The organism is Ruminococcus flavefaciens 007c, assembly GCF_000571935.1.
GTDB lineage: Bacteria > Bacillota > Clostridia > Oscillospirales > Ruminococcaceae > Ruminococcus > Ruminococcus flavefaciens_F.
The window spans coordinates 71,769-87,999 of record NZ_ATAX01000026.1 but is presented as its reverse complement, the minus strand read 5'-3'; the positions used below and the strand labels follow the sequence as shown (position 1 = coordinate 87,999).

General features: G+C 47.6%; 21 protein-coding genes. 5 read left to right on the top strand and 16 right to left on the bottom strand.

The annotated features are described in order from the left end of the window. The first annotated feature begins 246 nt into the window (after positions 1–246). From RF007C_RS10235 to RF007C_RS10215, 5 genes are all read left to right on the top strand, one after another. Complete coding sequence (locus tag RF007C_RS10235) at positions 247–1,302, top strand: hypothetical protein (protein WP_019680251.1); 1,056 nt, start codon at positions 247–249, stop codon at positions 1,300–1,302. After that, a complete protein-coding gene (locus tag RF007C_RS10230; RefSeq protein ID WP_037299581.1) occupies positions 1,302–2,255 on the top strand; it encodes a hypothetical protein in 954 nt (317 codons plus the stop codon). Before RF007C_RS10235 ends, RF007C_RS10230 begins: the two co-directional genes overlap by 1 nt. Positions 2,256–2,451: 196 nt before the next feature. Next, a complete protein-coding gene (locus tag RF007C_RS10225; RefSeq protein ID WP_019680249.1) occupies positions 2,452–2,976 on the top strand; it encodes a TIGR04002 family protein in 525 nt (174 codons plus the stop codon). Between the two features lie 142 nt (positions 2,977–3,118). After that, a complete protein-coding gene (locus tag RF007C_RS10220; RefSeq protein WP_037299578.1) occupies positions 3,119–3,823 on the top strand; it encodes an AzlC family ABC transporter permease in 705 nt (234 codons plus the stop codon). After that, entirely contained in the window at positions 3,820–4,119 is a 300-nt protein-coding gene (locus RF007C_RS10215) for an AzlD domain-containing protein (RefSeq protein ID WP_026052992.1), read from the top strand. The genes RF007C_RS10220 and RF007C_RS10215 overlap by 4 nt, the downstream gene beginning before the upstream one ends. Before the next feature lie 59 nt (positions 4,120–4,178). On the opposite strand, the gene RF007C_RS10210 is transcribed toward RF007C_RS10215, so the two are convergent. The 16 genes from RF007C_RS10210 to accB form a co-directional block, all read right to left on the bottom strand. Further along, entirely contained in the window at positions 4,179–5,237 is a 1,059-nt protein-coding gene (locus RF007C_RS10210) for an alpha/beta fold hydrolase (RefSeq protein WP_037299575.1), read from the bottom strand. 126 nt (positions 5,238–5,363) lie between these two features. Further along, entirely contained in the window at positions 5,364–5,819 is a 456-nt protein-coding gene (locus RF007C_RS10205; protein WP_019680245.1) for a hypothetical protein, read from the bottom strand. 57 nt (positions 5,820–5,876) lie between these two features. Further along, a complete protein-coding gene (locus RF007C_RS10200) occupies positions 5,877–6,410 on the bottom strand; it encodes a 2-oxoacid:acceptor oxidoreductase family protein (RefSeq protein ID WP_019680244.1) in 534 nt (177 codons plus the stop codon). Continuing rightward, the gene (locus RF007C_RS10195; protein ID WP_019680243.1) at positions 6,410–7,183 is read right to left on the bottom strand and encodes a thiamine pyrophosphate-dependent enzyme; all 774 of its coding nucleotides are present in this window, start codon (positions 7,181–7,183) and stop codon (positions 6,410–6,412) included. Before RF007C_RS10195 ends, RF007C_RS10200 begins: the two co-directional genes overlap by 1 nt. Further along, the gene (locus RF007C_RS10190) at positions 7,183–8,226 is read right to left on the bottom strand and encodes a 3-methyl-2-oxobutanoate dehydrogenase subunit VorB (RefSeq protein ID WP_037293672.1); all 1,044 of its coding nucleotides are present in this window, start codon (positions 8,224–8,226) and stop codon (positions 7,183–7,185) included. The genes RF007C_RS10195 and RF007C_RS10190 overlap by 1 nt, the downstream gene beginning before the upstream one ends. 45 nt (positions 8,227–8,271) lie before the next feature. Continuing rightward, a complete protein-coding gene (locus RF007C_RS10185; RefSeq protein WP_019680241.1) occupies positions 8,272–8,478 on the bottom strand; it encodes a 4Fe-4S dicluster domain-containing protein in 207 nt (68 codons plus the stop codon). Positions 8,479–8,600: 122 nt separating this feature from the next. Beyond that, complete coding sequence (locus RF007C_RS10180) at positions 8,601–9,257, bottom strand: hypothetical protein (protein WP_019680240.1); 657 nt, start codon at positions 9,255–9,257, stop codon at positions 8,601–8,603. 162 nt (positions 9,258–9,419) lie between these two features. Next, positions 9,420–10,580, bottom strand: a complete 1,161-nt coding sequence (locus RF007C_RS10175; RefSeq protein ID WP_037299573.1) for a hypothetical protein — start codon at positions 10,578–10,580, stop codon at positions 9,420–9,422. 13 nt (positions 10,581–10,593) lie between these two features. Beyond that, positions 10,594–11,160, bottom strand: coding sequence for an RNA polymerase sigma factor (locus RF007C_RS10170; protein WP_019680238.1), 567 nt, complete (start codon positions 11,158–11,160; stop codon positions 10,594–10,596). 142 nt (positions 11,161–11,302) lie between these two features. Continuing rightward, positions 11,303–11,539 (bottom strand): acyl carrier protein, encoded by a 237-nt coding sequence (gene acpP / locus RF007C_RS10165; RefSeq protein ID WP_019680237.1) that lies wholly within the window; start codon positions 11,537–11,539, stop codon positions 11,303–11,305. A 42-nt stretch (positions 11,540–11,581) separates the two neighbouring features. Further along, positions 11,582–12,388: an acetyl-CoA carboxylase carboxyltransferase subunit alpha gene (locus tag RF007C_RS10160; protein ID WP_019680236.1), complete on the bottom strand. Its 807-nt coding sequence runs from the start codon at positions 12,386–12,388 to the stop codon at positions 11,582–11,584. 2 nt (positions 12,389–12,390) lie between these two features. After that, positions 12,391–13,236: an acetyl-CoA carboxylase, carboxyltransferase subunit beta gene (gene accD / locus RF007C_RS10155; protein ID WP_037299570.1), complete on the bottom strand. Its 846-nt coding sequence runs from the start codon at positions 13,234–13,236 to the stop codon at positions 12,391–12,393. Between the two features lie 21 nt (positions 13,237–13,257). After that, positions 13,258–14,610, bottom strand: coding sequence for an acetyl-CoA carboxylase biotin carboxylase subunit (gene accC / locus RF007C_RS10150; RefSeq protein ID WP_037299567.1), 1,353 nt, complete (start codon positions 14,608–14,610; stop codon positions 13,258–13,260). A gap of 21 nt (positions 14,611–14,631) precedes the next feature. After that, a complete protein-coding gene (gene fabZ / locus RF007C_RS10145) occupies positions 14,632–15,075 on the bottom strand; it encodes a 3-hydroxyacyl-ACP dehydratase FabZ (protein ID WP_019680233.1) in 444 nt (147 codons plus the stop codon). Between the two features lie 88 nt (positions 15,076–15,163). Further along, a complete protein-coding gene (locus RF007C_RS10140; protein ID WP_019680232.1) occupies positions 15,164–15,760 on the bottom strand; it encodes a hypothetical protein in 597 nt (198 codons plus the stop codon). Beyond that, the gene (gene accB, locus RF007C_RS10135; protein ID WP_019680231.1) at positions 15,760–16,230 is read right to left on the bottom strand and encodes an acetyl-CoA carboxylase biotin carboxyl carrier protein; all 471 of its coding nucleotides are present in this window, start codon (positions 16,228–16,230) and stop codon (positions 15,760–15,762) included. The genes RF007C_RS10140 and accB overlap by 1 nt, the downstream gene beginning before the upstream one ends. Between the last annotated feature and the right edge of the window lies 1 nt (position 16,231).

The window sequence follows — 16,231 nt, the reverse complement described above, 5'->3', positions numbered from 1 at the left end:
TGTAGTAATAATTGTGCATATTACAATTATATTGGATTTTACTCATTTTGTCAAGACTTCACAAATAGTTTAGCCTGTGTACTGTTTTTCATTTTAAATTTTTCCCATTTCTCTTGAAAAAAAACATACGATATGGTAATATATATTTATCGGAGAACGGCCTCCGTACATGATATGGAAATTATTCGCCGCGCTATACTGCCCTCACGTTTGCAAGGCACTGCGCAGCGCAAAGGAGTTGATCGTTTGGAATCAGTAGAATACAAATGTCCGAACTGTAACGCAGACCTGAAATTCAGCCCGTCCACACAAAGACTGGACTGCGAATACTGCCTCAGTTCATTTTCAATAGACGAGATAAAGCGCGTCTGCGCTTCCACGGAAAACAGCATCCCTCAGGAGGCTGTGCAGCTCAAGGAGGACTTCGCCAATCACACCCACCTCTATCGCTGCAAAAGCTGCGGCGCAGAGATAATGGCTGACGACCAGCAGACCGCTACATTCTGTTATTACTGCCATAATCCCGTTATCCTTGCGGGAAAGATGGGCGGCGAATTCAAGCCCGACAAGGTCATCGGCTTCAAGCTCACCAGAGAAAACGCCGTTGACTGCTTCAAAAAATGGGTAGGCAAGCGCTGGTTCGTGCCCAAGGACTTCAAGTCACAGCAGCAGATAGAAAAGCTCACGGGACTCTATGTCCCCTTCTGGCTGGCTGACTGCCATCTCGACGTGGATGTCCGCGCCATAGGCAAGAATACCCGCCACTGGACCTCGGGAAATTACAGCTATACCGAGACAAAGGAATACCGCGTCATCAGAAGGGCAAATATGGTCACAAGAGGTATCCCCGCAGACGGCGAGACCAAAATAGAGGATCTGCTCATGGAGTCGATAGAGCCCTATGACTACCGCGAGCTCCAGGACTTCTCCATGTCCTACCTCAGCGGCTTCTTCGCAGACAAGTACGATGTGGACAAATCCGCTGTATTCCCGCGTATCCGCGTCCGCTCCAGTCAGGCCTGCAACGCTCTTGTAAGGTCTACCATAAGCGGATACAGCAGCCTTATACCTTCAAGCGAGACTTATACCGTCACAAATACAGACTGGTGCTATACTCTCCTGCCTGTATGGTTCATGTCCTATAAGTATAAGGACAGGATATACGAATTCGCTATAAACGGTCAGACAGGAAAGCTGGCAGGAACACCGCCTCTCTCCAAGGGAAGGCTCGCTGCCGTATGCGGCTGTATAGGCGCTGCGGTATCGGCTCTGATAATTCTTTTCGGAGGTGTGCTGTTCTGATGAAAAAGTCAAATAACGGACTGAAAATATTTTTCGGTATTATCGTAGGCATATTCCTTCTGGGATTCCTTGATTATTTCATGTCCTTCCACACCTCTGCGCCCAACCGCTATGTTCCCTACGGAGAATCCTCCTCGCAATCGGGCATAATCGACGAAAACGGCCTCTTCGACAACGATCCCCAGGCTCTTTCCGAGCTGGTGAAAAGAGTAAAGCAGTGCTCTGCGAATACTCATATGAATATCCTCATATATCTGCCGTCTTCAAGCAGGAAAAACTATTCCGATGACGATACCAGAGACTTCACCGCCAACAAATACAATGAGATCTTTGGTGAAAATACCGACGGCCTGCTCTACTATATAGATATATCGGGAAAAAGCCCAGCTTATGACGATATCGCCAAGAGCGCAGGTGCAAACCTTATCTATACCGAGGACGTATGCCAGTCCATATTCTACAGCCTCGATCAGTTCCTTCCTCCTTCATACGGACCTGTTTCCACAGAGCATATCATAAATACAGTCAATAATTTCTGCCCGCTGGTCGAGTCCTACTACGATCCCGACAATATGAGCGGCTCATACTACGACAGCACGGCAGATACTCCCGTATATGTGTATTCCAAGGGTGGTAAGACCTATGTCACTACCAGCAAGCCACCTGCCACAAAGCTCTTTATATGTATCATAGCAGAGCTTATTGGCGGACTTATAACCCTTATAATGTACCTTATATCGAAGCACAACTATAAGTTCAAGAGCAAGACAAATCCGGGCATATACCTCTCCGACAGAGATGTAAGATTTATTGAAAAATCCGATACTTTCCTCCGTTCCTACGTTACCAAGCACAGGATACAATCCTCCAGCGGCGGAGGTGGAGGCTACCGCGGAGGCGGCGGAGGCCACTCCCACGGCGGAAGCATCGGACACAGCGGACATCACAGATAACTGTAAAGAGCAGCCTCGGCTGCTCTTTTTGTATAACCGAATATAGACTTGTTCTATACGTTATCTGTCCTATTTTTCGATGTTTCGGGTTCGCGCTTTTTGTGGAAAAAAACTCTTGAATTATTTCCGCAACAATGCTATAATAATAAAAATTTCCAATACATATCTGTTTGGTATATTTTAAAGGAGGATAATTATGACAAGGACAAATAATTCGGCAAAAGTGAAAAAAATAGTACTGACCGGCCTTTTTTCTGCGCTTATATTCGTTTTTACCGCTTATATCCACGTTCCCACGGGAGCAGGCTACACCCACGCAGGCGATGGTCTCATATACCTCTCCGCAAGTCTGCTGCCGATGCCATATGCGATAGCTTCAGCTGTTATCGGCGGAGCCCTTGCAGACGGACTTTCGGGTTTCCCCATATGGATACCCGCCACCGTGGTGATAAAAGCTCTTACGGCAATGTTCTTTTCAAATAAGTCCGACAGGATAGTCACCAAGAGAAATCTTGCCGCTATAATACCTTCAATGGTATTATGTATAGCAGGCTATTCCATGTATGAGGCTTTTGCCATTACAAAGAGCTTCTCCGCAGCAGCTCTCACAGCAGCTCTTGCGCAGACTCCCGCCTATCTGGTACAGATAGCCGCAAGCTCGGCACTCTACATCGCCGCAGGTCTTGCACTGGATAAAACAGGCTTCAAAAAACTCATATAAGATACGCCCGTACATCAGGTACGGGCTTTTTATACTTGTTACAGACCGGACTATTGACTGTATATGCCGTGATATGATATAATAGTAAGGTTATTGGACATAAAAACCCCCTGTACCGGGGGGCTCCTTCGGAGGTATTGATTTGAAACGCGATTTCTTGCGCGGTATGTCCCACGGCATACCCATATGTCTCGGTTACCTTTCAGTCTCCTTCGGCTTCGGCATACTTGCCGTCAGCAAGGCAGGACTGTCTGTTTTCCAGGCTTCGGTCATATCCGCTTCCAACCTGACTTCGGCAGGCCAGAAGGCAGGCATAGACGTTATCGCCGCAGCAGGTACGATCATCGAGATGATACTGCTCCAGCTTACTATAAATATAAGGTATTCCCTCATGGCGCTGTCACTTTCACAGAAGCTGGACAAGCGCTTTACCACTCCACACAGGCTCATGGCTTCCTACGGCATAACCGACGAGATATTCGCAGTATGCTCGGCTCAGAAGAACCCGCTGACGCCTGCTTATATGTACGGAATGATATTAATTGCCGCTGTCGGATGGATCACGGGTACTGCTCTGGGAGCAGCAGCAGGAGAGCTACTCCCCGCTGCGGTCAGCAAGGCAATGGAGATAGTGCTGTACGGTATGTTCATAGCTATAATAATACCGCCTGCAAAGAAGCAGCACAGCGTTCTTTTCGTAATTATCATGGCAGCAGCCTTGAGTGTAATATTCAGATACGCTCTGCCAATGGTAAGCGACGGCTTTGCCATAATCATCTCCGCCATCGCAGCCTCAGCAGCAGCCGCGCTGATATTCCCCGTCAGGGATGAGGAGGCAGAGACATGAGCTTAGCTGTATATATCATCGTTATGGCGGGAGTCACCTATCTTATTCGTATGATACCCTTCACCTTCTTCCGCAAAAAGATAAAGTCCAGGTTTTTCAGGAGCTTCCTGTACTATATCCCTTATGCGGTACTGAGTGCCATGACCATACCTGCCATATTCTACACGACGCATAATATCTGGACAGCCGTCGCGGGAACTGCGGTGGCGGTAGTTCTTGCTTTCCTTGAAATGCCGCTGATAGTGGTAGCTCTGGCAGCTTCGGGCACGGCGTTTCTGGTAGGAATATTCATGTAAAAGCTTTCATACAAAAGAAGATCCCGAAGGCAGTCTGTTCTGCTTCCGGGATCTGTTTTTTATTCTATGCCGCCGACGAAGTCCTCAATGACCTTTTCGACCTCATCAGGCTTCTGCTGGTAGATAAAGTGGCTTCCTGCAATGTTTATCTCCTTGCAGTTGCCCACCTTATTTATGTATTCTGTCCTGTTCCTGTAGTAATCCTGATATTCTGCGGTCTTCTCGTCCTCAAGCCATTGCTGTGCCTTGGCTTCGTCCACCACTCCGTCCATAAACATCAGATAATCCCTAATATCGTCGATGGTCTGATAGTTTGTGGAAATATATATCTTAGGGATATCGTTGGACTTTATGGAAGCCCATGCCGTTCTCATATTACTGTTGTAGTTCAGCATCTCACTGCGCACCGAATTTGAAAACGATGAGGGATTGACGTTGTACATTGCGTCTGCGTACTTCTTGTATTCGTCGCCGTCGCCGCCTGTTATGTCGTAATATGCTCTTAAAACTCCGGCTCTGTCCAGAAATTTGCCAACATTATAATAGATACCTGCTGTACGGTACTTTACTTCTCCATCGGATAACTCCTCCGTAGCTTCATTGACAGAATCAAGGAAGATAACTCCCTTTACCTCCTCGGGATAGGTGCTCTCCCAGTAGGTGCCGTAAATACCGCTGAGTGAATGGGGCATGAGTATGTAAGGAGCTTCCACGCCTGCGTTTTTCAGTGCGGTACGTGTGCTTTCCACGATATATTCTGTTGTTATCTCATGGTCTGTCTCCTCGCAGAGCCCGTATCCGGGACGGGTAACGACTACAAGGCTGATATCATCACTGAGATGCTCCGAAAACTTCTTCATATCAACGGTGAACTCTGCGTGTCCGCTGCCGGGCATTACTACTATCTTGTTACTGCCCTCGCCGTATATATTTATGTTCATATTGTAGTCCCCTGCGGAATAAAGATGACTGTAGCCGCCGCTTTCAAGGAGCTCCCTGTCCTTTTTCTGTGCCGACTTCTGATAAAAGAAGCATACGATAAATGCGATAACTATAAGTATCAGCAGTACAAGCAGTATCCTGCCCAATACCTTGAATATTTTTTTGACAACTCCCATAAATAATCCTCCGTTTTTCTCATATCCTTGCCGTGCCGTTCCGACGGCACAGTGTTCATTATTATAACATATTCCATGGGCAGTGTCAAGAAAAGGGCGGATAATATCCGCCCTTTTTCTTTATCTTCACTTTTCGTCTTTTTCCGGCTTGAACTTCGTTTCAGCACAGTCAAACACCGCAAATGACATTCCGAAGCCTGCCGCTAAAACACCAGCCTTGTCGGAATCAAAGTATATCTGTATCAGTGATATGATGATAAGGGCGACATAGAACACTGCCTTTATCATATTAAAGTATATCTGTATCGTTAGCGAATCCGCAAATACCTTCTTTGAAAGAAGTATATTCAGCGGGATAAAAAGGCATAACAATAAGATCATGACAGGAACCGCCTGCTCGGCATAAAACATATACAAGCAGAAATCAACGATCAGAGCAAGTGCCGCGCCAATGATCCACATTGCAACACAGATATTACGCCATAGATTGAACTTCTCTTTTTCCTTGAATATCAGTAATACTGCTGAAATTGATAATACCACGTTTAATAATGAACAGTATACAGAGACAAATTTTTCCATTATCTTTAATGCCTTCCTAAATAAATATGGCGGCAAAATAATTGCCGCCATAAGGTTTTATGCGTTCATACCGAGCTCGATAGCCTTGAAGTTATTGGGGATAAGTGCTGCCTTCTTAGGCGGTACGACTTTCTCGATAGCCTTCTGCATAGTCTCCAGTGAGCAGATACCTGTCTCCTTGAGGAGCTTGCCAAGAAGTATGATGTTTGAACCGCCCTTGAGGTCGTTGTCGTCAGCCATCTGCTGTGAGGGAATACCGAACAGCTCTATGTCTGTCCTGTCTGTATCAGCCTCTATCATTGAGCTGTCGAAGAATACCTTTCCTCCGGGACGTACACAGCTTACGAACTTGTCGAATGAAGGCTGGTTCATAGCAATGAGGAGGTGGGGTGTGAGTACGAGGGGTGAACCGATAGGATCATCGGAGATAGTAACTGAACAGTTACAGGTACCGCCTCTCATCTCGGGACCGTATGAAGGGAGCCATGAGAGCTCCTTATTGTCCATAAGTCCGCAGTATGCAAGTATCTTTCCTGCGAAAAGGATACCCTGTCCGCCGAAGCCTGCAAGAAGGATCTCTGTAGTTGCCATTACTCATTACCTCCTTCTGTCTTGGGGAATACTCCCTCTTCAACGTCCTTGTATACGCCGAGAGGATAATAAGGGATCATTTCGTCCTGAAGTCTCTTGATAGCGTCAAGAGGAGCAAGGCCCCAGTTTGTGGGACAAGTGGAAAGAACCTCTACGATAGAGAAGCCCTTGCCTGCCTTCTGGTTCTCGAATGCCTTGCGGATAGCCTTCTTGGCAGCCTTGATGTGAGGAACGCTGTCAACTGCAACACGCTCTGCATAAGCAGTACCTGTAAGTGTTGAAAGCATCTCGCATACCTTTACGGGGTAGCCTGCCAGCTCGGGGCTTCGTCCGAAAGGTGTGGTCTGTGTTACCTGACCGGGAAGAGTTGTAGGAGCCATCTGACCGCCTGTCATTCCGTAGATAGTGTTGTTTATGAAGATAACAACGATATTCTCGCCTCTTGTTGCAACGTGAACTGTCTCGGCAGTACCGATAGCAGCGAGGTCGCCGTCGCCCTGATATGTAAATACGAACTTATCGGGGTTTGTGCGCTTAACGCCTGTTGCAACAGCCGGAGCACGGCCGTGTGCAGCCTCGATCATATCACAGTTGAAGTAATCATATGCCATAACAGAGCAGCCAACAGGACATACTCCGATAGTATCGCCCTCGATACCCATTTCGTCGATGACCTCACAGAGTATTCTGTGAACTATACCGTGTGTACAGCCGGGGCAGTAATGTGTAGGAACGTCGATAAGCGACTTTGGTCTTTCAAATACTACAGCCATCAGAGGGCACCTCCCATTCTCTTGATCTCGCCCAGTACCTCTGCAGGTGTGGGGATTACGCCGCCTGTTCTTCCGAAGAACTCAACAGGCTTTGAGCAGTTGATAGCAAGCTTGATATCCTCTATCATCTGTCCCATTGACATTTCTACGCTGAGGAGCTTCTTGGCGCTCTTTGCAGCCTCGTTGATCTCCTTTACAGGGAAAGGCCACAGTGTCTTAGGACGGAAGAGACCAGCCTTGATGCCCTGTGCTCTTGCGTCGTTTACAGCAGACTTTGCAACTCTTGCTGTTGCGCCGAATGCGCATACCAGTACGTCGCAATCCTCTGTGAGGTAGAGCTCAGCTTCTGTCTCTGTTTCCTTGATGATCTCGTATCTCTTGTAACGGTCGAGGATGGAGTTCTCCAGCTCGTCGGGCTTGAGATAGAGGGAGTTGATGATATGGTGCTCTCTCTGCATCTTGTGTCCGTTTGCAGCCCAACCGCTCTTATCGTAAGCATCGGGATTGATCTCGGGGAATGTAACAGGCTCCATCATCTGGCCAAGAAGTCCGTCAGCAAGGATCATTGCGGGCATACGGTACTTGTCAGCGCGGTCAAAAGCCTTTACAACGTAGTCTACCATTTCCTGTACTGAAGCAGGAGCGTATACCAGAAGCTGGAAGTCGCCGTGGCCGAGAGCCTTTGTAGCCTGCCAGTAGTCAGCCTGTGAAGGCTGGATGCCGCCGAGACCGGGGCCGCCTCTCTCTACGTTGATTATTACAGCAGGAAGGTCTGAACCTGCTATGTAGGAAACGCCCTCACTCTTGAGTGAGATTCCGGGAGATGATGAAGATGTCATTGCACGGACGCCTGTTGAAGCAGCGCCCAGTACCATATTGATAGCAGCGATCTCGGACTCTGCCTGTAAGAATACGCCGCCTGCCTTATGCATACGCTTTGCCATATAAGCGGCAAGCTCAGTCTGAGGAGTGATCGGATAACCGAAGAAACATTTACAGCCTGCTCTGATAGCAGCCTCTGCCAGCGCTTCGTTACCCTTCATAAGATTTCTTTCCAAAGCTAAACAGCTCCTTTCGATCAAAATTAATTATTTTTGAATAACGATAGCACAGTCAGGACACATAGTTGCGCACATTGCACAGCTTATGCAGGCCGACTGATCGGTACACTCTGCGTAAAAATATCCCTTCTTGTTACGATGCTCCTTCTGAAGAACAACGATCTTCTTGGGACAGGCAGCTGTACAGAGCCCGCAGCCCTTGCATCGCTCGGTAATAACTGTCATCTTTTCCATACACCTTTCGCTCCTTTCAGATTGTTAATTCTATGGTCTAATCAGGAATTCAGGGTTCGGAATCCGGGATCACGCCATTCCAGACTTGATTCCGCATTCCGCATTCCACATTCCGAATTATCTTATCCCCAGACGGGTTTTACATATATCTTTGCGGGGAATACATCAGGCTTGCCGCTGAGCTTTGCTATCTCCTCCGGGTATACGGTATACACCACGGGAAGCCCGGTTATACGGGAGGTCTCCTCGGCAAAGGGGCGTGACTCCTCGATTATCTCAAGGCTGGTCTCACAGCCGAGGTTGGTATTATTGACTATAGCGGTATGCTTCATGCGGGCAGCCGCCTCTATCTCATACATCAGCTTTGTTACCTCCTCAGCGGTATTCGTGAGATAACGGCGCTGGTTTATGACGTAGTACATTTCTATACTGTCCCTGAACTGCTCCAGCTCTTCAGCATAGCGTCCGAGAGCCACGGCTCCCGCGTCGTCGCCGCCCACGTCGATAATGAGACAGTCCTCATCCATAGCCAGCTCAACCACGTCGAACTGTATGGAAGGTATATCCAGGTTGCTCCTTGCAAAATCGGGAGCAATGAGCCTTATGCCCTTTTCCTCGAAAAGGTCCCTGAAATCGGCTGTCCTGAAATAGGGATTTACTATATCAAGGTCTACGATGGCTGCGGATTTGCCCTCCTCTGCGGCTTTTACCGCCAGATTTACGGAAAAATTCGTCTTACCGCTGCCGTAGTGACCTGTAATTATCTTGATATTTTTCATAATTATCCTCTTGACTCTATTGTGAAAAATCCTACAACTTATATTATATCACGGTAAAGCACTAATTGCAAGTGGAATTTTTTATATCCGTATTTATGTTTTTTGTGAAAGCAGGCAAAAGCCCCGACTAAAAGCCGGGGCCTGGTATTATTTCAGCCGCGTTCATTCTTCGGCTGCTCTGTTGTATAATTCTCCGAAAACACCGGAATCATGCGGTATCCTTGAATCGATACGCCAGTCATTACATTCGGGATCGAGTACAAATTTCACCTCTTCACAGTACATATCGTCGATCTCGACCATTGGTTCATCTGACGAAACGTCATTGTAGTCAAAAACATTAGGAGTTACATGGGGCAAAAATGCTGTAAATGATGTATCTGTTTCATTAGCTATGATAAGCGGGGAATCGCCGAGACCTGACGAAACCGCACATGATTTGACATATGAATTTACATACAGTTTACCTCTGTATTCCAAAAAGATATATGTCTTGTCCGTCATATCGCCTTCATTAAGGTCATCAAATCCTGATCCTGCCCAATCGGTATAATACCTGTTATTGTTGTAGAAATCCTTCAGATTATCCAAATAATTATCGGTATATGAATCTTTCATTTTTGTTCTGAGATCTGCTATACTTTCAGCAGCTTCATCTTTTACGCGGATATAATATATTTTGTCTTTCTCTGATTCACGCATATCGCTGGGAAGAGGACCGTTCCAGTCAAGTGACGGATCTGCAGCAAACTCTATAAAATCGTTATAATCCATAGAAATGAAGCCTTGCTGCATAGTTACCAGATCATCAGCCGCTCTGATCTTTTCATCGACCGTATCTCTCCACCTGGTGCTGATCGTTATATTTTCAACTTCACTGCCGTCTATTACAGTTTTTTCCTCCTCTGTTGCAGCAGCAGTCTCAGGCTCCTCTGTCGTTTCGGAAATCTCTTCTGTGGTGTCTTCTGTTTCAGCCTCGGGAACTGAAGTTCCCGCCCCCGTCATCCATTTATCCTTCCTCAGCATGGCTGTACTTCCTATGACAACGCCTGCGATCAGTACAAAAGAAGCTGCCATCATAACAGGTCTCAGCCATTCGGGTCTTCTTATGCGTTCAACTCCGCGGACAGAGTTATCGCCTTCTGTATTATATCTCTCTTCTGCTCTTTTTATCTCTGCTTTTCTTGTCTTGTAATCCTCCTCGCTCTTAGCGAACAGCTTTTCAAATTTCTCATCGTCGATCTCAGGACAAAGACCTGTAAAATCTTCCATGAGCTCGTCATCTGTGTTTTCGAGCATATCGAATATGTTTTTGTCTTCCACTTCTATTCCTCCCTTAAACTGTTATCCCTGCTTCGGCAAGCTTTCCGCGAAGCTTCTCCATAGCCCTCGTACACCTTGAACGGACAGATGATGCGGTCATGGATACTGTTTTTGCTATCTCCGCCGACTTACGGTTGTAATAGAATTTCTGTATAAGTATGGTGGAATCGGGCTCGCCGAGTTCTTTTATATTCTGAATGAGTATCCTGCGAAGTTCAGAACTTTCAAAGTGATCGTCAACGCGGAAGTCGGAAACCAGTCCGGCCATTTCCTCCTCATCTATATATACACTGTGACTGTTCGCGGCAGAAAGGCTTCTGAAACGGTCGATAGCCTTGTGCTTGGCAACTGTCCCGATATAGGCCTTTATATTGTTTATCATGCTGTCGTCGTACTCGAATTTCAAAAATATCTCCGTAAACACATCGCAGAAGCACTCTTCCACATCTTCCTGTGTACCGCAGCTGCGCAGTTTATTGAAAACGATAGCATAGACATATTTACCGTACTCACGCATCAGCTCTCTGTGACATTCCTCGGGCGATTCATGAAAAAGCTCTTTCAGTTCCGTTCCTGTCATGTTCATCCCTCCTCTTTATGTTCAAGATCGACCTTTCATAAATAACAGTCGGGGCAGTATTGAAAAACGCTGCAAATTTCCAAAAAATTTTCAAAGTATAAAAAATCCCCTGACGTTATGTCAGGGGAGTACACGCATTGAATTATTCAGCGTCTGTATTCTTCTCAATGTAATTAACGATGTCGCCTACTGTCTTGATCTCCTCAACAGCCTCGTCGGGGATAGATATATCAAATTCGTCCTCGATGGTTGTAATGAGGTCAACAACGTCAAGTGAATCAGCACCGAGATCATCCTGAATATTAGAATCCATATTTACTTCGTCTGCCTCCACACTGAGCTGTTCTGCAATAATATCTTTGAGTTTTTCAAAAATCATTATTTGGTCCTCCATTTTTCTTTATTTTTTGTCAAAACCGGATCATTCACTGAAGGCTCCGATTTTTCTAAATTTAGTATAGCGTTCTTTAAGCAAAACGTCAATATCTTTTTTGCATTTTTCAGGAATTTTTTGTGACAAATATTCGTGTATATTTTCTGAAATTTTGTCTAAATCGTTATGTGCTCCGCCGAGAGGCTCTTCGATTATGGCTTCTGCCACACCGAGACGCACCATATCCTCGGCAGTAATCTTCATAAGCTCGCTGGCTTCCTGCTCTCTTGAAGCGTCCTTCCAGAGTATGCTCGCAAAGCCTCTGGGTGAAAGTACGGAATACTCTGCATTTTCGAGCATGGCAAGCTCATCGCACACGCCCAGAGCAAGAGCTCCGCCGCTTCCGCCCTCTCCAAGGACGATGGATATTATAGGTGTGCGCAGAGTCATGAACTCGGCTATATTCTTTGCGATAGCCTCGCCCTGACCGCGCTCCTCCGCAGCAACTCCGCAGAATGCTCCGGGAGTATCTATAAAGCATATGATCGGTCTGTGGAATTTTTCGGCCTGACGTGCGATCCTGAGGGCTTTTCTGTATCCCTCGGGGTGAGGCATGGCAAAATTGCAGGTTTTGTTCTCATTGATGTCCCTGCCCTTTACCTCTGCGATTATGGTCACGGGCTCGCCGTCAAGACGGGCGATACCTCCTATTATAGCTCTGTCGTCGCCGAAAAGACGGTCTCCGTGCATTTCATACCAGTCGGTGAATATCTGTGGGATATAGTCCTTGATAGTAGGCCTGCCCTTGGTGTGTATGAGCTGAAGGCGTTCCCACGCTGTTTTCTTCTCGTCCATGCTCACGCCTCCTTAGAGTCAAATCCGTGGAGCTTCAGAAGGTGCGAGATCACGCTTCTCAGCTTCCTGCGTTCCACTATCATATCCACAAAGCCCTTGTCGTACATGAACTCTGCCAGCTGGAAGTCCTCGGGAAGTCTCTGCTTGATAGTTCCCTCGATGACTCTTCTGCCCGCAAAGCCTATAAGCACCTTGGGCTCGGCGATGATTATATCGCCCAGCGATGCAAAACTGGCCGTAACACCGCCTGTTGTGGGATCGGTCATTACTGCTATATATAGTCCGCCTGCATCGCTGTGGAGCTTTACCGCACCAGAGGTCTTGGCCATCTGCATAAGGGATACTATGCCCTCCTGCATACGCGCTCCGCCCGAAGCCGTGAACATGACCACAGGGAGCTTGTGCTCCGTTGCGTACTCAAACGCTCTTGTTATCTTCTCGCCTACGACGCTTCCCATGGAGCCCATCATAAAACGGGAATCCATAACGCCGATAACCACGGGAGAACCCTTGATGGTAGCCGTTCCCGTGATGACAGCCTCGCTGAGTCCCGTACTTCCGCGGAGCTCTGCCTGCTTTTCCTTGTACTCGGGGAAATCCAGAGGATCTGCTCCCCTCATATTGCCGTTGAACTCCCTGAAGCTCTCCTTGTCAACAGTTATGGCTATACGCTCTGTGGAGGAAAGCCTGCCGTGATAATTGCACTTGGGACATACCCTGTGAAGCTCCTCATACTTGGAAAGAGGACTCGTGCCCTGACAACGGGGACATTTGAACATGGGCGGCTTGTATTCCTCCTCGCCGTCATTGAAACGCTTCTTTACAACGTTAAAAAAATCTTCAAACAATTATGTTCACCACATTCCGCATTATTTCTGTTTTTCTTCCATGAACCTGCCAAGGAAGCCAATGTCATACTTTCCTGCCTTGAAATCGGAATTCCTGATTATCTCAAGCTGGAAATCGATGTTGGTATCAACGCCCTCAACGATGAACTCGGAAAGTGCCCATCTCATCTTATTTATGGCGTCCTCTCTGTCAGAGCCATGGGCGATGAGCTTGCTTATCATTGAATCATAGTAGGGAGTTATGGTGTAGCCCTGATATACTGCGCCGTCTATTCTTATTCCGGGGCCGCCGGGCATATAAAGGGCTGTTATGGTACCCGGTGAGGGACGGAAGCCCTTTTCGGGATTTTCTGCATTGATTCTGCACTCGATAGCGTGGCCGCGCATTATAACATCCTCCTGCTTTACGTCAAGAGTCTTGCCGGAGGCTATCTCTATCTGTGCCTTTACCAGGTCAAATCCCGTTACCTCCTCGGTAATGGGGTGCTCTACCTGTATTCTTGTATTCATCTCCATGAAGTAGAAGTCGCGGTTCTCATCAACGAGAAACTCGATAGTTCCCGCATTGTAATAGCCGCACTCCTTTGCGGCGGTAACTGCTGCCCTGCCCATCTTTGCACGGAGCTTCTCGTCCACGATAGGGCTGGGACATTCCTCCAGCATTTTCTGATTGCGGCGCTGCATGGAGCAGTCGCGCTCACAGAGATGTATATAATTGCCGTGCTTGTCGGCGATTATCTGTATCTCCACATGGTGGGGATTTATAAGGAACTTCTCTATATATACGGCATCGTCACCGAAGAAATTCTTTGCCTCCTGCTGTGCGGCAGTCATCTGCGCCTCCAGCTCCTCGGGACTGTCAACACGGCGTATACCGCGTCCTCCGCCGCCTGCCGAAGCCTTTACAAGCACGGGGTAGCCTGCATTTTCTGCTATTTCGCGGGCTTCCTCAAGCGACTTTACAGCGCCCTTGGAGCCCGGGATAACGGGTACTCCCGCAGCAGCCATGGTCTCCTTTGCAGCAGCCTTATCGCCCAGCATCTCTATGGATTTATATGAGGGACCGATAAAAACTATGCCGTTGGCCTCACAGAGCTTTGCAAACTCGGCATTCTCCGATAAAAAACCGAAGCCCGGATGTATAGCGTCCGCTCCCGTATTCAGTGCCGCCTGTATTATAGCGTTCATATTGAGGTAGCTGTCCTTGGTTGCCGCAGGTCCTATGCATACTGCCTCATCGGCTATCTGTGCATGGAGGGACGTGCGGTCAGCGGTGGAATATACCGCTACACAGCGTATACTGAGCTCTCTGCACGCTCTTATGATACGTACAGCTATCTCGCCTCTGTTGGCGATAAGAACTTTTCTGAACATCTGTATTTTCTCCCGTGTGGATTATTTATTGTCTGCAACAACGAAGGTTATCTCGCAGGATACAGCCTTTTCGCCGCCTACCGAGGCAAGTGCCTGACCTGTTCCAACAGGTCCGCGCTGACGGATTATCTCGACCTCCAGGTCAAGAACGTCGCCGGGAACGACCTGTCTGCGGAACTTAGCCTTGTCGATACCGCCGAAAAGTCCTATCTTGCCCTTGAATTCGGGCTTAGAGAGCATACAAACGGCTCCTGCCTGTGCCAGCATCTCTACCATGAGAACCCCGGGAGTAACGGGATAGCCGGGAAAATGTCCCTTGAACCAGAAATCGTCCTCTCTGATGTACTTTCTTGCGTGTACCTTTACGCCTACTTCCATATCCACGATCTCATCTATGAGAAGGAAGGGATCACGGTGAGGTATGATCTCCATGATCTGCTCTTTATTCATAAGTATATCCGACATATCAAAGTCCTCCGTTAAAATCAGCTCCTTCAGGGCGGAAGGGGCTTTAACTATATATTATATCACGTATCATCAGCGGCGGCTCTTCTTATTTAAGAAAGGTGCCGTCGTGTCTGTGTGTCTTTACAGCTCTTTCCCTTATGCTGTCGAAGGTTACCTCCTCAACGGTATTCGCATCGCTGTCTATGGTAGTCACGGCAAGCTGCGAAAATCCCGGGTAGCCCGGCTCTTTGGAAAGCCGTTTCTCCCAGCTGTTGTACCAGTGCCCGATGAAAAAGTTCATAACAGGGATAAATGCCAGCAAGGGAGCGGCAAGCAGCAGCGGAAGCGTTGCCAGGAACATGAACAGAGCTGTGCGCTGTCTTCTCAGCACTACAAAATAGCCGTATATCACCAGACAGGCAACAAGTCCCGCAACTCCCACAAGTATCCTTGCATTGGAAGTCGTTGTCCCCGAATTGGTCTGGGAAAGCTGAAGAAAGCCTGCCATAAAAAACAGGAAAAGAAATATTATCAGAGGCTGCACTGCGAACCATATGACTATGAAGATATGGTTCCTTCTGCGCCTTACATAGTTTCTTGTAGCGTTTATATTGTATTCACGGGCTTCATCATAGACAGCGGGATCGGTCACATTCACACTTCCCGCATCGATAATATCCTGCGTGATATACCTGTATTCCATTATCTTATTACCATTATAGGCTGATCGAATTCTACTGCCTGTCCGTCAGATACCAGTATCTGCTCTACCGTACCGTCATACTCGGACTGTATCTCGTTCATGAGCTTCATAGATTCGATTATCATAATGACGTCGCCCCTCTTCACCTCGTCACCTGTCTTTACAAAGGGCGGCTTATCGGGTGAAGGTGCGGAATAGAATGTGCCGACGATAGGCGACTTGACTATCTTGCCGCTTACCTCTTCCGCCATGGAAGCCTCGCTCTCCGAAAGAGTGCTCTCCGCAGGTGCGGAGGTATGTGCAGGAACTGCCGCAGCGGGTACGGGCATTGGAGGTATGCACTTCTTGCCCTTGAGGGTTATGGTATTCTCACCGCTTGCGATAGTAAGCTCCGAGAGCTCCTTCTTATTGATTATGTCAGCAAGCTTCTCTATTGTTTCGAGGTCGATCTGACCGTAGATTTTCTCCATT

Bases quoted from the DNA above. Each gene is read 5' to 3' on its own strand.
- RF007C_RS10230 (WP_037299581.1), top strand. From the start codon at position 1,302: ATGAAAAAGTCAAATAACGGACTGAAAATATTTTTCGGTATTATCGTA.
- RF007C_RS10225 (WP_019680249.1), top strand. From the start codon at position 2,452: ATGACAAGGACAAATAATTCGGCAAAAGTGAAAAAAATAGTACTGACC.
- RF007C_RS10215 (WP_026052992.1), top strand. From the start codon at position 3,820: ATGAGCTTAGCTGTATATATCATCGTTATGGCGGGAGTCACCTATCTT.
- RF007C_RS10210 (WP_037299575.1), bottom strand. From the start codon at position 5,237: ATGGGAGTTGTCAAAAAAATATTCAAGGTATTGGGCAGGATACTGCTT.
- RF007C_RS10205 (WP_019680245.1), bottom strand. From the start codon at position 5,819: ATGGAAAAATTTGTCTCTGTATACTGTTCATTATTAAACGTGGTATTA.
- RF007C_RS10200 (WP_019680244.1), bottom strand. From the start codon at position 6,410: ATGGCAACTACAGAGATCCTTCTTGCAGGCTTCGGCGGACAGGGTATC.
- RF007C_RS10195 (WP_019680243.1), bottom strand. From the start codon at position 7,183: ATGGCTGTAGTATTTGAAAGACCAAAGTCGCTTATCGACGTTCCTACA.
- RF007C_RS10190 (WP_037293672.1), bottom strand. From the start codon at position 8,226: ATGAAGGGTAACGAAGCGCTGGCAGAGGCTGCTATCAGAGCAGGCTGT.
- RF007C_RS10185 (WP_019680241.1), bottom strand. From the start codon at position 8,478: ATGGAAAAGATGACAGTTATTACCGAGCGATGCAAGGGCTGCGGGCTC.
- RF007C_RS10180 (WP_019680240.1), bottom strand. From the start codon at position 9,257: ATGAAAAATATCAAGATAATTACAGGTCACTACGGCAGCGGTAAGACG.
- RF007C_RS10170 (WP_019680238.1), bottom strand. From the start codon at position 11,160: ATGACAGGAACGGAACTGAAAGAGCTTTTTCATGAATCGCCCGAGGAA.
- acpP (WP_019680237.1), bottom strand. From the start codon at position 11,539: ATGATTTTTGAAAAACTCAAAGATATTATTGCAGAACAGCTCAGTGTG.
- RF007C_RS10160 (WP_019680236.1), bottom strand. From the start codon at position 12,388: ATGGACGAGAAGAAAACAGCGTGGGAACGCCTTCAGCTCATACACACC.
- accC (WP_037299567.1), bottom strand. From the start codon at position 14,610: ATGTTCAGAAAAGTTCTTATCGCCAACAGAGGCGAGATAGCTGTACGT.
- fabZ (WP_019680233.1), bottom strand. From the start codon at position 15,075: ATGTCGGATATACTTATGAATAAAGAGCAGATCATGGAGATCATACCT.
- RF007C_RS10140 (WP_019680232.1), bottom strand. From the start codon at position 15,760: ATGGAATACAGGTATATCACGCAGGATATTATCGATGCGGGAAGTGTG.
- accB (WP_019680231.1), bottom strand. From the start codon at position 16,230: ATGGAGAAAATCTACGGTCAGATCGACCTCGAAACAATAGAGAAGCTT.